Annotated in this window: 11 protein-coding genes; 4 read left to right on the forward strand and 7 right to left on the reverse strand. The window is 65.6% G+C overall.

The window, feature by feature from the left end; genetic code table 11:
* Positions 1-712 precede the first annotated feature (712 nt).
* A complete protein-coding gene (locus tag ACEN2S_RS19920) occupies positions 713-2356 on the forward strand; it encodes a BCCT family transporter (RefSeq protein WP_441869698.1) in 1644 nt (547 codons plus the stop codon).
* Positions 2357-2437: 81 nt separating this feature from the next.
* On the opposite strand, the gene ACEN2S_RS19925 is transcribed toward ACEN2S_RS19920, so the two are convergent.
* Positions 2438-3193, reverse strand: coding sequence for a siderophore-interacting protein (locus ACEN2S_RS19925; RefSeq protein WP_441869701.1), 756 nt, complete (start codon positions 3191-3193; stop codon positions 2438-2440).
* Between the two features lie 228 nt (positions 3194-3421).
* Positions 3422-4108: a flavin reductase family protein gene (locus ACEN2S_RS19930; RefSeq protein WP_441869704.1), complete on the reverse strand. Its 687-nt coding sequence runs from the start codon at positions 4106-4108 to the stop codon at positions 3422-3424.
* 167 nt (positions 4109-4275) lie between these two features.
* Here ACEN2S_RS19930 and ACEN2S_RS19935 point away from each other — a divergent pair, with 167 nt between their 5' ends.
* Complete coding sequence (locus ACEN2S_RS19935; protein ID WP_441869707.1) at positions 4276-6222, forward strand: OmpA family protein; 1947 nt, start codon at positions 4276-4278, stop codon at positions 6220-6222.
* A gap of 54 nt (positions 6223-6276) precedes the next feature.
* Here the strand turns inward: ACEN2S_RS19935 and ACEN2S_RS19940 are convergent, their stop codons facing one another.
* The 4 genes from ACEN2S_RS19940 to ACEN2S_RS19955 all read right to left on the reverse strand — a co-directional run bounded on the left by ACEN2S_RS19940 (position 6277) and on the right by ACEN2S_RS19955 (position 10943).
* Positions 6277-7005, reverse strand: coding sequence for an endonuclease/exonuclease/phosphatase family protein (locus ACEN2S_RS19940; RefSeq protein ID WP_441869710.1), 729 nt, complete (start codon positions 7003-7005; stop codon positions 6277-6279).
* Positions 7005-8372, reverse strand: a complete 1368-nt coding sequence (locus ACEN2S_RS19945) for a phospholipase D-like domain-containing protein (RefSeq protein ID WP_441869713.1) — start codon at positions 8370-8372, stop codon at positions 7005-7007. The genes ACEN2S_RS19940 and ACEN2S_RS19945 overlap by 1 nt, the downstream gene beginning before the upstream one ends.
* 203 nt (positions 8373-8575) lie before the next feature.
* Positions 8576-9673, reverse strand: a complete 1098-nt coding sequence (locus ACEN2S_RS19950; protein ID WP_441869716.1) for a branched-chain amino acid aminotransferase — start codon at positions 9671-9673, stop codon at positions 8576-8578.
* Between the two features lie 181 nt (positions 9674-9854).
* Positions 9855-10943, reverse strand: a complete 1089-nt coding sequence (locus ACEN2S_RS19955) for a DUF4432 family protein (protein WP_441869718.1) — start codon at positions 10941-10943, stop codon at positions 9855-9857.
* A gap of 537 nt (positions 10944-11480) precedes the next feature.
* Here ACEN2S_RS19955 and ACEN2S_RS19960 point away from each other — a divergent pair.
* On the forward strand, positions 11481-11954 hold the full coding sequence (locus tag ACEN2S_RS19960) for a hypothetical protein (RefSeq protein ID WP_441869721.1): 474 nt from the start codon (positions 11481-11483) through the stop codon (positions 11952-11954).
* A gap of 215 nt (positions 11955-12169) precedes the next feature.
* Here the strand turns inward: ACEN2S_RS19960 and ACEN2S_RS19965 are convergent, their stop codons facing one another.
* Positions 12170-12589: a hypothetical protein gene (locus ACEN2S_RS19965; protein ID WP_441869725.1), complete on the reverse strand. Its 420-nt coding sequence runs from the start codon at positions 12587-12589 to the stop codon at positions 12170-12172.
* A gap of 689 nt (positions 12590-13278) precedes the next feature.
* On the opposite strand from ACEN2S_RS19965, the gene ACEN2S_RS19970 reads away from it, so the two are divergent.
* Positions 13279-13959 (forward strand): hypothetical protein, encoded by a 681-nt coding sequence (locus ACEN2S_RS19970; RefSeq protein WP_441869727.1) that lies wholly within the window; start codon positions 13279-13281, stop codon positions 13957-13959.
* The last annotated feature ends 46 nt before the right edge of the window (positions 13960-14005 follow it).

Below are 14005 nucleotides of genomic sequence, written 5' to 3' on the forward strand. Positions count from 1 at the left end.
GCAGTCTGTGCCGCTTCGGTGAGGGGGGTTCTACGGCCACACTCAAACCTCCGCAAGGCCCTTTTTCAAGAATTCTGACAGAAATGCGAAATGGCGCCTCCTCCCGCGCGGCCCGGCCCCAAAATGCGACCCCGGCCGCGGCAGAGAGCGCGGCAAAATCCCCTGTTTTCCTTGGTCCTGCCACAGCATGGCCGGGGTCAGCGCCGCCCATTTGTCGCGCGAAAGAAAATCGGTGCTTCGCCCCGGCGAGGACACCAGATGCGGCTTTTGAGGGGGTGGTTACCCCAGCTGTAGTGGTCATTTGCCGGGGAATCGGCGGGATCGAAGGCGCGGAATCGGGGAATCGCCCTCGCCGCGGCCGGGAATCGCCCCGTCGGAAACGGGCGATCCAGAGACCGTGGGTGTTGGGTGGTACAGCGATGCCGCTGCGGCGCAGCACGCCGCCCGCCTCTCTCCCCTCGGGCGCCGATGCGGCACGAGGACCGGCCTTGCGGCGGCGCCCGGGGCCCGGCTGGTTCTGGCCGCGGCAAAGGCGCCGCCCCCCCCCTTGGCGGAGGCGCTCGTCGGGTGAAGCAGGCGGTCGCGGCGCCGTACAGGGGGGGCCGTGACGGGCCGCAGCACAACTTTTAGCAGAAAAATCGTCCCGATTGGTGGTCCCCCCGGCCATGACGCGCTAGCTTTACTGCACTGGAAGCAACACGGAGGACATCTGATGACAGATGTGACAACTCCGGGGATTCCAACCCCGGACGGTGCGGCGGACGTGATCGACACGGATTACACCATCGGCCAAGACAATCTGGAAGGCAGCCTCGGCCCTTTTGGTTTTGACATCCACAACCCGGTTTTTCAGATTTCGGGTCTGAGTATCATTGCGTTTGTTTTTTACACGCTGGCATTGCCGGAACAGGCGGGAGCGGTCTTCAGCTGGCTGTTTTCCACCGTCACCCACAGCTTCGACTGGTTCTTTCTCGGCGCGGCGAACATCTTTGTGCTGTTTTGCCTGATGCTGATCGTAACGCCCCTCGGCAATGTCCGCCTCGGCGGCGCAGAGGCGACACCGGATTACAACTATGTCGCCTGGTTCTCGATGCTCTTTGCCGCGGGCATGGGCATCGGCCTGATGTTCTACGGCGTTTCCGAACCCTTGACGCATTTCTCAACCTCGCTGGGTGGCGTCACACTCGGCGAAAACGGCATCCGCACCGATTGGGCACCGCTCGGCGGCATGGCGGGCAATGAGGCCGAGGCGGCCCGTCTGGGCATGGCGGCCACGATCTTCCACTGGGGTCTGCACCCTTGGGCGATCTATGCGGTGGTCGGGCTGGCCCTGGCGCTGTTCAGCTACAACAAGGGCTTGCCCCTCACCGTGCGCTCGGCCTTTTACCCGATCCTGGGCGAGCGGATCTGGGGCTGGCCGGGCCATATCATCGACATCCTGGCGGTCTTTGCCACGCTCTTTGGTCTGGCAACCTCGCTCGGCTTCGGGGCGACGCAGGCGAATGCGGGCCTGAACCAGCTGTTCGGGATTCCCATCGGGGAGACCACCGAAGTGCTGCTGATCACCATCATCACCTCGATCGCGCTGGTCTCGGTGCTGCGCGGTCTTGATGGCGGGGTGAAAATCCTGTCCGAGATCAACATGGGGCTGGCGTTCCTGCTGCTGGCCTTCGTGCTGTTCGTGGGGCCGACATTGGCCATTCTGACCACCTTCGGCTCTTCGCTGGTGGCCTATGCCGAATACCTGCCCGCGCTGGCCAATCCCTTTGCGCGTGAGGATGTGAACTTCAGCCAGGGCTGGACCTCGTTCTATTGGGCCTGGTGGATCAGCTGGTCTCCCTTCGTCGGCATGTTCATCGCCCGCGTCAGCCGCGGCCGCACGGTGCGCGAATTCATCACCTGCGTTCTGCTGATCCCCAGCCTCGTCTGTGTGCTGTGGATGAGCGTCTTTGGTGGCGCGGCGATTCAGCAGGTGGTGCAGGACGGCTATGCCGCCGCGCAAGAGGCGGAACTGCCGCGCCAGCTGTTCCTGATGCTGGATGCGCTGCCGCTGGCCGGGATCACCTCGGTGATCGGGATCGTGCTGGTGATCGTGTTCTTCGTCACCTCCTCGGATTCCGGTTCGCTGGTGATCGACACGATCACCGCGGGCGGCAAGGTGGATGCGCCGGTGCCGCAGCGGGTGTTCTGGTGCGTGTTTGAGGGGGCGGTGGCGATTGTGCTCCTGCTCTCGGCCGGGGGGCTGCAGTCGCTGCAATCCATGGTCATCTCGACCGGGCTGCCGTTCACGGTGGTGCTGTTGGTGATGTGTTACGCCATTTACAAAGGCCTGCGGGCCGAGCGCGCCATCCGCTGACGCGCGAAAGGCCCGGCACCCTGCGGTGCCGGGCCTTTTCACTGCTGCCGGGCCCTTTGCCACCCCCGGCTTCGGGCCTCTTCACTCAATCTTTTCATGTGCATCGGCCTGACCCTGGCGCCAATAGCCCGCCGCCTTCAGCCAGGGCAGCGGGTGCCCCCGCTCCTCCAGCAGGTAGCTGCGGACCGCGCGCGCAACCGAAGCCTCTGCCGCAATCCAGACGAAAGTGCCGGGCGCGATCGCAAGCCGCGCCAGCGCCGCCAGGAAAGGCGCCGCCTCTGCCGCAGCCGCCACCGGGCGGTGCAGCCAATGGCAGCTCAGCGCCGCTTTCGTCTCAAAGACCTGCTCATCTGCCGCGCCGGGCACGGCGATCAGCGCCGTCACCTTCGTGCCCGCCGCCATCTCTTCGATCCGGCGGCCAATCGCGGGCAAAGCCGTCTCATCCCCGATCAGCAGCCATTCGGCAATCGGCCCGCTGATCCGCTGCGAGCCGCGCGGCCCGGCAACGGTCAACCGGCCGCCCGGCACCGCCTGCAACGCCCATTCGGTTGCAGGCCCGGCCTCATGCAGCGCGAAATCCAGCGTCAACGCCTGCTTTGCCCTGTCAAAGCGGCGCGGCGTGTAATCGCGCTTTTCCGGCTCACCGCCATCGGTCGCCAGAAAAAGCTTCACGTGGTCATCCGGCGCGGCGCTGACGAAATCGGCCAGATCCGGGCCGCTCAATGTCACCCGCAGCATATGGGGCGTGAGCCGGTGAACCTCCGTCACCGTCAGCTCCCGGCGGCGCAATTCGTGGCGCAGCCGCTCAATCGTCGGCGGGGTCAGTATCTCTGTCATGATGGTCCTTGCGAGGCCGATGGGTCTGGCTGCTGCGGACATCAGGACACAGGGGCGGGGCAATCCCCGCCGGGGTCGCGCGGTGTCACCACCGGCATGTCCAGGCTGGCTCCCGGTTACGGGCGCGAGATTACAGCAGGCCAGACGCGAGACAAGCCGTTATGTTGCTGCGCACCGTCACATCCTGATGAGCCTGCGCCGGAAGCGTCCACCGCCACAGCCGCCGTTTCAGCCGCGCCCCTGCCATTCGGCCAGCGAGGGCGTCGGCAGATCGAAAACGTCGCCCGTACGGCAGTAGCCCGCACCCCCCATCCGGCCCAGCGCGTCCAGTGCCACCGGATCAACATGCAGCCGCTCATTCACGATGTCCGAGCGCAGATGCATCGCCACCACCCGCCCCAGCACGATGGCCCGCGTCGGGCTGATCTCCAGCGTGATGTGGCGCAGACATTCCAGCGCCACCGGCGCTTGCGCGATAAAGGGGCTTTTCACCCGGTGCCCCGGCAGCGCGGTCAGCCCGGCGGCCTGCAGCTCATCCACCTCGGGCCCAAAGGCAACTGCCGTCACGTTCATCGCCTCCAGATTGGCCGTCCCCGCAATGTTCACCGTGAACTCTCCGATGTCGCGGATGTTGCGCCCGGTGTCCTTGGGGCTGCCGTCAGCGTGATTCTCGATCCCGATGCCGACGATGGCCGGGTCTGAGGACAGGACGTTGAAAAAGCTGAAAGGTGCTGCATTCACCCGCCCCTGCGGATCCACCGTGGTGATCCAGGCAATCGGCCGCGGCACCACGCTGCCGATCAGGAGTTTGTACCGGTCTTTGGCGGACATCTCGTCCAAATCGAAGCGGCGAAAGCCCCCGGCATCAGGCATCCGTTCAGGGGTCGGTTCAGGAGTCGGTTCAGGGGTCGGCATCAGTTTCCTCATCAAAGCAGGCTGCAGCGCAGGCGCGGGTCAGATTGCATACAATTATTCGATCTTTCGTATGCAAAACAGAGCACATCCGCCGGTGATGGAACCCGACACGGCCCGTGCGGGTTAACTGACCGATTAGCAGGCAAACCGCTTGCAGGGAGAGCATGATGAGAACTCTGAGAACCACCACCGCCCTTGTGGCCGGTCTGGCCGCACTGATCCCCACCGTGCTGCCCGCGCAGCAGGCAACGAAAGCGGCGGTCGAGGCCGAGATTTGCGTGAGCGACGCCATTGCCGCAGGCAGCAGCGAAGCAGACGCCCGCGCCACCTGTGGCGCCGGCGACGCTGAGGCGACGCCGCCCGCGGCGGCAACGGACCCGGCGGCTGACGCAGCCCCCGCAACCGAACCCGCAACGGATCCTGCGCCAGAGAGCGCCGCACCCGCCGACACACCCCCGGAGGCGGCAGCACCAAACGCTGAGGCGCCCGAAGCCGCCGCACCGGATGCCCCGGCACAGGATGCTGCCCCCGACGCAGAGGCCCCCGCTGACGCGGCCGCGCCTGAAGCAGAGATGCCGGAGGCCGTTGTGCCCCCCGCAGCGCCCGAAGCGGCCCCCGAGGCGGCACCTGCCGAGCCTGAGGCAGCCCCCGCGGAAGCCCCTGAAGCCGCCGCGCCTGCGGAAGCCCCCGCCGAAAACGCGGCCCCCACTGAAGCAGCCCCTGCGGAAGCTCCGGCCACTGCGGCGCCCGACGCGGCACCGCAAACTGACGCCCAAGCCGATCCGGCACAGGCCCCGGCCGCCGGTGACACTGCACCCGAGGCAAGCGAGGCACCCGAGGGTTCGCCCGCACCGGAAGCCCCGGCCGCAGCTGACGCGACGACGGGGGCCGAGGCCGATGTGCAATCGGGTTCCAACGCAGAAACCACGGCTCCGGCTGCGGAATCCGCAGAAGATCCGGGGGTCGCTGCCGCCGCGGCAGCCGCATTGGCCGCAGCTTTGGGTGCACCGGATGCCGCTGAATCCGGCGCCGCCGTCGAGAACTCCGCCCTCGCGGCAGAGGCAGATGGCGCTGCCGGTACCAGCGGTGACGCTGGCGCGGCACCCGCCGCTGCCGAAGGCTCAACCGTGACCGAAGAAGTGGTGACGGAAGACAATGCCCGCACCTCGGCCGAGGATTTTGCCACCAGCGTCTCGGGTGCCGCCAGCACGACCGAAGCCGCCCCCGCGAAGAAGAAAGGCCTCTCGGATCTGGAAAAAGCCGCGATCGTCGGCCTCGGCGCCCTCGCCGTGGGCGCCATCCTGAACAATGGCAGCAAGGTTGCCGCCAATTCGGGCGACCGCGCCGTGGTGCAGAATCCCGATGGCAGCTACAGCGTGCTGAAAGATGACAATGCGCTGCTGCGCCAGCCGGGCTCAACCATCCGCACCGAGACCTTTGCCGATGGCTCGACCCGCACCGTGGCCACCAAACAGGACGGCGCGCAGATCGTCACGGTGTATGACGCCCAGCGCCGCATCGTGCAGCGGACGCGGATTGAGGCCGATGGCACCCGCTACGTGCTGGTCGACGATTCCAAAGGCGCCGATCCGGTCGAGGTGTCGCAACTGCCGAAAGCCGATCTGAACGCCGAATATGACGACCACGGCGCGCTGGAGGAGGCTTTGGCACGCGAAACGCAGGGCAGCCGTCGCTTTACCCTGGCGCAGGTCCGTCAGATCTCGGCGGTTCGGGCACTCGCCCCGGCGATCGCGGTGAATGACATCACCTTCGCCACCGGTTCGTCCGCGATCACGCCGGATCAGGCACGCTCGCTGGCGGATCTTGGCCGCGCCCTGCAACAACGCATCGCCGCCAACCCGCGTGAAATCTTCCTCGTGGAAGGCCATACTGACGCCGTTGGCAATGATGCCTTCAACCTCGCCCTGTCGGACCGCCGCGCGGAATCGGTGGCACTCGCCCTGACCGAATATTTCGACGTCCCCGCCGAGAACCTCGTGGTTCAGGGCTATGGCGAGGAATATCTGAAGGTGCAAACCGAGGGTGCAGAGGCCCGCAACCGTCGCGCCAGCGTGCGCCGGATCACCGATCTGTTGCGGATGGCCTCGAACTGAGCGGCCCGTGACCTGACGCCAAGACCCAACGGCCCGCCCCACGGCGGGCCGTTTTCATGTGGTGGCGAGGCGCACATCCATCCAGATCGGCAGATGATCCGAGGCGACGCGCGCCTGCCCGCCCTCGGCCACCCCCGCCTCCAGCAGCGAGACCCCGGCATCATGCGCAAAACGGTCAAGATGCGCGATCGGGCGGCGGGCGTGAAAGGATTTCCCCGGCGTCAGCAGCGTGAAGCCGCGGGCCAGCCGCCCCAGCCCCACCTCGGTCGACCATTCGTTGAAATCACCGCCAATCACCGTCGGCGGCGGCGCATGCCGGTTCAATGCCGCCGTCAGCGCACTCAGTTGCGAGCGGCGCGAGGGGCGCAACAATCCCAGATGCAGGCCACAGACCCGCAGCGCCCCCTCGGGTGCCGCGAGATCGGCGATCAGCGCACCGCGCGGCTCAAGCCCCGGCAGATCCAGCCGCTCAAGCCCCGTGAGATGCATGTCGGTCCGGGTCAGAATCGCATTGCCGTGCCAGCCGAGACTCACCCCGCTTTGCCCCGCCGCAATCGGCACCAGCCCGGTGATCTCGGCGATCAGCCCGCGCGGCAGCGCCGTGGGGCGCGATCCGAGTCGGCGGTCGGCCTCTTGCAAAATCACCACATCCGCCGCCAGCGCGGCAATCACCCGCAAGATCCGCGCCGGATCGGCCCGGCGGTCGGTTCCGACCGCCTTGTGCACATTGTAGCTCACAAAACGCAACGTGCCGGGCGCGCGCGGGGGCAATATCGATGTCATCACAGGATCGGCGCCCCCAAACGAAACACCCCTTCGCCCAACCGCCGCACCAGTCCGGCGCGCGCAATGCCCTGCGTGCAACGCGCCTCTTGCGTGGTGAACCATTGCACCAAGCCGGACACCGAGGCGGGATCATACAGAAACAACGTCGCCTCAAAGTTCAGCAGCATCGAGCGCACATCGAAATTCGCCGAGCCGAGATAGGCCGTATCGTCCAATATCCCCATCTTGGCATGCAGCATCCCGCCCTGATAGCGCAGCACCTGACAGCCCACCCGGCCCATCTCGCGCAGATATGCGCCGCGGGCGATATCCGCGACCCGCTGATTGGAGCGGTCGGGCAGCATCAGCCGCACATCCACCCCGCGCCGCGCGGCGGTGGCCAGGGCATTGGTCAGCATCTCGGTCGGCAGGAAATAAGGTGTGGCGATCCAGACCCGCGTCTCGGCCCGGTGGATCGCATGCACCAGCGCGTCATGCAGCGCATCCTCGCGGCTGTCGGGGCCCGAAGGCACCAGCTGCGCCACCGCGCCCCCCGGCCCCTGCGGCGCGCAAGGCAAGGGCGCGGCGAGCGGCTGCGGATCCAGCACCTGCCAATCCGACAGGAACACATCCTCAAAGCATTGCACCGCCGGGCCGCGCAGCAGGAACGACAGGTCATTCCAGCGCGCCGGGTCCGCCTCGGGGCCGAGATAGTCGGCGCCGATGTTGCGGCCGCCCGCAAACACCGCCGCGCCATCCGCAATCACCATCTTGCGGTGGTTGCGCAGGTTGAAATGCCCCCGCGCCGGCCATTGCAGAAAGGGCGAGAAGTAATGCACCTGCCCGCCCGCCTTTTTCAGATCGCGCAGCGCCCGGACCGGGTGCCGCAGGCTGCCCAGACGGTCGAGGATCAGGCGTACCGCCACCCCTGCCCGCGCCCGCTCGGTCAGCGCCTCAACAAACTGCCGCCCCACCGCATCATCGGCCACGATGTAAAACAGCGCGTCAATCCGGGCCTCCGCCCGGCCCACGAGTTCCATCAGCGCCTGATGCGCCTCGGTTCCGTCGGAGAGCAGGGTGAATTCATGCCCCGCCTGCGCCTCCGGCAGACCAAAGCGCGCGAAAAGATCGGCCAAGGGCGGCGCGGTCTCCGCAACAGCGCCAACAGGCAAGGTATCATAGCGGATCTTGGCATAGCTTGAGCGCTGCTTGCGAAACCCCAGCGCCAGAAACAGCGGCACGCCGACCCAGGGCAGCATCACCAGAAACATCAGCCAGGCGACCGAAGATTGCGGCGAGCGGCGCTGCTGCAGGATCAGCACGGCGGCAATCAGCACCAGAAAGGTACCGGTGACCACCGCCAGATGGGTTTCTGCCCAAAACATACCGCCGCCCTATTCTGCTTCGCGCCAAGACCGCCACGCGCTGCGCCAAATACCCGTGACTTACACATAACATAGGTCGCCCCTCGCCCGAGAGCCACCTGCATATCGACACAAATCAGTCCACCCGCGGGCTGGTGCCGCAGATGAGAAAAAACCCGCCGCAATTGCTTGCGACGGGTCAAATTTCTCAGTGGTTCCGGCATTCAGCCGAGCGTGTGGCGCCAGCCATGCGGATCGCTGCCCTTGCCCTTTTGCAGACCGACCAGCCGGTTGCGCAGGCTTTCGGTCAGCGCGCCGGTCTCGCCATTACCGATCGCAAAGGCGCCGCCCGCATGCCGCATCTCGCCGACAGAGGCGATCACCGCCGCCGTGCCACAGACGAAGACCTCGCGCACGCGGCCCGAGCGGGCATCGGCCTCAAACTCATCAAAGCTGTATTTCCGCTCGGTCACGGTGATGCCCTCGTCCCGGGCCAGCTGCATGATCGACTTGCGGGTGATCCCCGGCAGGATCGTGCCCAGCGGCGGCGTCATCAGGCTGCCGTCATCCAGCACGAAAAAGATGTTCATGCCGCCCAGCTCTTCGATCCATTTATGCTCGGCCGCATCGAGGAACAGCACCTGATCGCAGTCCTGACGGCTGGCCTCGGCCTGAGCGATCAGGCTGGCGGCATAGTTGCCGCCGCATTTTGCAGCCCCGGTCCCGCCCTGCGCCGCACGGGTATAGTCGCTGGAAACCCAAACCTTCACCGGTTTGGCGCCGCCCTTGAAATAGGCCCCCACCGGCGAAGCGATGACGCAGAAGATGTATTTATGCGCCGGGCGCACGCCCAGAAACGCCTCATCCGCGAACATGAAGGGGCGCAGATAGAGGCTGCCTTCGCCCTGCGGGATCCATTCCTTGTCGATCTCGACCAAAGCCTCAACCGCCGCCACGAAATCGGCCTCGGGCAGGGTGGGCATCGCCATCCGCTCGGCCGAGCTGTTGAAACGCGCGGCGTTTTCATAGGGGCGGAACAGCGCGAGACCTTTGGCCCCGTCATCGCTTTCGGTCCGGTAGGCCTTCATGCCTTCAAAGATTTCTTGCGCGTAATGCAGCACGGCACAGGCCGGATCAATCTGGAACGGCGCGCGGGCGCGCACCTGCGCGTCATGCCAGCCGAGTTCCTTGGTCCAGGTGATCGTGACCATGTGATCGGTGAAGACCCGCCCGAAACCCGGATCAGCCAACACTTGGGCGCGATCCGCCTCCGATACCGGTGAAACCGACCGGTTGAGGGCAAAAGTCATCGTCTGGGTCATTCTCGTGCTCCGTCTCTCACTCAGGGCCCGCCGCATGCGCGCGGCTACCGGATGGCGTCACCGCCCCCGTTCGTCCGGCGGCGATGGTTTCACCATTCCGCCCCGGATTAAAGAGGATGCGCCCCGCCATCAATGAAAATTCCACGCTGCAACATGTCCGTGATCCGGCGCGCAGGGCCGCTCAGGCTCCGCGCCCGCAAATCTGATCCACCGCCATCTGCTGCGCTGCGGTCTCCGCCGCATCCAACCGGCCCATGCGGAAGCTCGCCACCCATGTCGCCCCCGGGTCCAGCAGCGGCACCGTGCCCGCTGCCGCCTCGGCACGATAGCCGCGCTGGCCCGAGGTGGTCGGCTCGGCCATCGCCAGCGCCTGCAGATCCGGCGAGCGCGAGATCCAGCGCAGCGCCTTCGGGCATTGCTCGGGCCGGTGCGCGAACCAATCCGCGCTGCCATCCGGATGCACCTGCATCGAATGCGCCCAACCGGCGCTGTCGGCGCGGTAATCGATCTGGAACACCACCTCGGGATCGTAGCTGCGCCCCGCCTCCAGCAGGTGATGCGCCGACGGATCTTCCTGCATCTCTTTCAACAGGCTGCTGAACTCTGGCTTCACCGTCAGATGCGAGGGGACCTCGGCCCGCACCCGCACCGCCTCGGGGGTGTAGGGCGCGGAATAGACCAGACGTCCGCCATCAACGGGGCGAAAATTCGGATGCGCGAGATACATGAAGGGCATCGGCGCGCCGCCCAGATTGGTGACGCGCATCCCCACCTCGAAAACCGGCGCTCCGGCGGTCAGCGTCACATAGGGTTCGGCGCGGTAATGCGCTTTATAGGCCCGCTGGAACAAGGTGGCCGACCGCAGCGTGATCTGCGGCGCGTCACCCGCAAGGTCAATCTCCAGCCAGGCCTGCTGCATCGGCGCCATCGGCAATTCACCATGCAGCGCATGGTCATCCTCGGGGCCGGGCGCCGAGGTGCCGGTCAGCCCGCAGTGAAAGAAGAACGCGCCGAACCCGTCCAACAGCCGCTCTGACGGCACCGGTTGCCGGGTCATGCCCTGCATGCCGATGTCCAGCCCGTCGACAACGGGTTCCCAGATCTGCTGGCCCCGGAACGGCAGCGCCACCAGCGAAACCCGCGGCGTGATCAGCCGCAGCCCGGCGATGCCGCTGGGATAGCGGAACGCCACGGCGGACATCCGCGGATGTTCAAAGAGCACAAACGGCTCTGTCCCGAACATGCTCTCTGAGAGATTGACCTTCATCATTCCGCCGTCCCCTTCTCCGCCGCGCCCTGTTCTCCAGGGCGTCACCCTGCGCCTCGATTGCCACACCGGCCGCGGCCCCCAACAGGGGCGATCCGCGCGCCAGAGGTTTGGCCAGCCCATCGGCATTGCCGGGCAAAACGGCCAGTCCGGGCGAGCATGCCAAGGTGGCACAGCGGCGTCGCCTGCCCCCTTTTGACCACGGCCGCGCCATTTCGCAATCCACAACTGTTGCCGCAAGAGAGGATCTCTCCCCACACGCAGGGCCAGACCGCGCCGGGGCAGAGCCGTGGTGGTGGCCGCCGTCATCTGGTGGCTTTTGAACTAAATCGCCGCGGGAAATAGGGGGCATCTGCGGCGTCTCCGCCAGACCTAAAGGCTTTCTTTACGCGGAAATGGTTCTTTGATCGGAGCAAGGTCGTGGGGGCTTTGCGGCATCCGCGCAGAAAAGCGCGGCACACTCCTGTTCAAGGAATATTCAAAATGACACGGTTTTCGCACCGTGGACCGCGCCTGTGGAGGGCAGCGCGCGGCGTCCATATGCTATTGATGAACCTGGCTTTGGCGGCCGGGATACTGGCCATGGGGATGGTCACGCCCGATCTGGCCTCGGCCGCGCAGCTTCAGCGCGCCGGGAAGGGTGTCTTTCGGGTCTCAAAAGATCCCGGCGGCAGCGTTGCCGAGCGGGTGGCCGAGATCAACCGCCTGCGCGCGCAGGGGGCGCGTGTCGAGATTGCCGGTGGCTGCTGGTCTTCCTGCACGATGTATCTGGGCCTGCCCAATACCTGCGTCACGCGTGCCGCGGTCTTGGGTTTTCACGGGCCGAGTTCGGCCATGTATGGCATTGGACTGCCCTCGGCCGAGTTTGAGCGCTCGTCAAAGCAGATGGCCAGCTATTATCCCGAGCCCATTCGCAGCTGGTTCTTGCGCGAAGGGCGGATGATTACCGTTGGTTTCACGAAATTCTCGGGCCGGGATCTGATCAGGATGGGCGTGCGTGAATGCAGCACCTAAGACCATACCCTGCGGGAGATGCGTCCTGAGGCCGATCAATCAGGCTGATCCGGCACGGTGACAAGCGGGGCCCAAGGCACTGGCGCGGCAGGAAGGCTGACGCGCCCTGTGCTCCGGCCCCGCCAGGGTCACCGCCGCCAGACAGAAACCGGCTCAGCAAACGGAAAAGGGGCCACTCTTTCGAGCAGCCCCTTTGCGCAATTCTGAACCGTAACTCAGCTGCTGCTGGCGGCCGTTGCAGTGCCGGCATCAATGCTGCCTGCGCCGCCATTGGCGACCGTGTTTGCCGCGGTCTGCAGCGAGGCACGCTGGGCGGCATCGGTCGACGCGCCGGCGATACCGCTCAGGCTGGCGCTCACCACCGACGAAAGCGCCGGATTGACGGCGGCAGCCGCGATCAGGTCTGCGGAAACAGCACCCAGCGCCGTGTTGATCTGCGCGGCGGTGAAGCCCAGACGCTTTGCACGAGCGACCGCAGCTGCGATAACTGCCGTGCAATCCGACGCGGAGCAGGTTGCCACCAGCGACGCGATATCCAGAGCCGGACCCGTGGGCGCCGCTTGAGCGAAGACTGCGCCCGGCACCGCGATTGCTGCCGACATTGCCGTCGCCAAAACCAGATTTTTAATGGACATGTGAACACCTCTGATACCAATTTTTTTCAAACTAGCAGAAAACGCATGCCACCAGAAGCACCAAAACGGCAGAAAGTATTGTCAAATTAACTTTTCTGCGCCTGCACAATCGCCCCTGTCCTAAATGCCTGTACTCTTGGGAAAATTTCGGCGCCGCTTTGTTTTCTTTCTGCCCTAATTTGTTGCAAACATGAACATAGTTGCGATCAGCCCCTGCGAATCACCCGGTGCTGCAGCGCCCCTATCGCGGGCCCGGGCGCTTGCGGCGAAGAAAACCCCGGCTCCGGCCACCACAGATCGCCATCCCGGTGAATCACTTTGCGCGACGCGACGTGAGGGCGGGCGGGGGATACGCAATGCCATGCGGCCTGTCCCGGATCCGTCGGCAGCGTCCGGCTTCGCCAAAGTAGCTGAGCCGCCGGAGGGAGGCCATGACCGGACACGGCCCGCCGCACCTGCCCCCGCGCACAACCGCCCCGGCACCGCGGCAACCGCCGGACATGGCCGCTGTCGCCAAACGGCTGCAGCTTTGGCAAAATTTTGCAGAAATCGCAAAAACTTCACGCCACAGTAGGTGTTTGTGCCGATTATTTAGGAGGATCTCCCTTGAAACGCCCTAGGTTTGACTGGACCTTTTGCACGAGACCCCGCTAAAGCACAGCCGAAACGACCCGAGTCAGGAGACCCCCTTGCGTTCCAAGACAGCTCTTCTCCCCGCGACCATCGGGGGCATCGGTCTCTTCGTGCTGGCCTTTGGGGCGGCACAGGTTTTCGGGCCGGACTATGCATTGGTGTTGTTCGACCGCAAGCAACCAAGCGCGCAGCTGCAACAAATGCAATCGGCGCCACCGGCGCTGCCCGGCAGCGGCCGCAGCCGCAAGGCCCTGCTGGACGATTGCAGCACGCTGCTGCCCAGCATTTATCTGTCGCTGTTTCCCGCCTCTCTCCAGGAGAAAATCTATCAGGATTGCGCAGGCTACGCGGCGACAACGCTGGCCGACACGCCCACCTCCGGCCAGGCCTGGGCGGTGACCGCGCTGATTGCCGCCGCCCGGAACCAAACGGCGGAATTTGAGCGCGCCTATGTCCTGTCGCAGCGCGCCTCCCCGGCAGAGGGCTGGATCAGCGAGCGGCGCTTTGCAATCCTGGCCAATACGCCGCAAAGCGTCACGCCCCCGATCACGGCGAGCTTCACCGAAGACGTCAAGGTGCTGCTCGCAGCGCCCGACACGCGCAAGATGGTGGCGACCGCCTATAACCGCCTCCCCAACCTCCGGCCCGCGATTACCGATGCGGTGTCGCAGGCGACCGATGTCGCCCAGCGTGCCTTTCTCAATGAGGTCAAGAAAACAGGGCCGATGATCCAATGAACAAACCTGACGCCTCTGCCTCTGCCGCCTCCGCGCCGCCCGCATC

This window comes from Phaeovulum sp. W22_SRMD_FR3, from assembly GCF_052113705.1.
Classification (GTDB): domain Bacteria; phylum Pseudomonadota; class Alphaproteobacteria; order Rhodobacterales; family Rhodobacteraceae; genus JBGQOG01.

Coding starts and splice junctions, on each gene's coding strand:
- ACEN2S_RS19920 (WP_441869698.1), top strand. CDS start 713: ATGACAGATGTGACAACTCCGGGGATTCCAACCCCGGACGGTGCGGCG.
- ACEN2S_RS19925 (WP_441869701.1), bottom strand. CDS start 3,193: ATGACAGAGATACTGACCCCGCCGACGATTGAGCGGCTGCGCCACGAA.
- ACEN2S_RS19930 (WP_441869704.1), bottom strand. CDS start 4,108: ATGCCGACCCCTGAACCGACTCCTGAACCGACCCCTGAACGGATGCCT.
- ACEN2S_RS19935 (WP_441869707.1), top strand. CDS start 4,276: ATGAGAACTCTGAGAACCACCACCGCCCTTGTGGCCGGTCTGGCCGCA.
- ACEN2S_RS19940 (WP_441869710.1), bottom strand. CDS start 7,005: ATGACATCGATATTGCCCCCGCGCGCGCCCGGCACGTTGCGTTTTGTG.
- ACEN2S_RS19945 (WP_441869713.1), bottom strand. CDS start 8,372: ATGTTTTGGGCAGAAACCCATCTGGCGGTGGTCACCGGTACCTTTCTG.
- ACEN2S_RS19950 (WP_441869716.1), bottom strand. CDS start 9,673: ATGACCCAGACGATGACTTTTGCCCTCAACCGGTCGGTTTCACCGGTA.
- ACEN2S_RS19955 (WP_441869718.1), bottom strand. CDS start 10,943: ATGATGAAGGTCAATCTCTCAGAGAGCATGTTCGGGACAGAGCCGTTT.
- ACEN2S_RS19960 (WP_441869721.1), top strand. CDS start 11,481: ATGCTATTGATGAACCTGGCTTTGGCGGCCGGGATACTGGCCATGGGG.
- ACEN2S_RS19965 (WP_441869725.1), bottom strand. CDS start 12,589: ATGTCCATTAAAAATCTGGTTTTGGCGACGGCAATGTCGGCAGCAATC.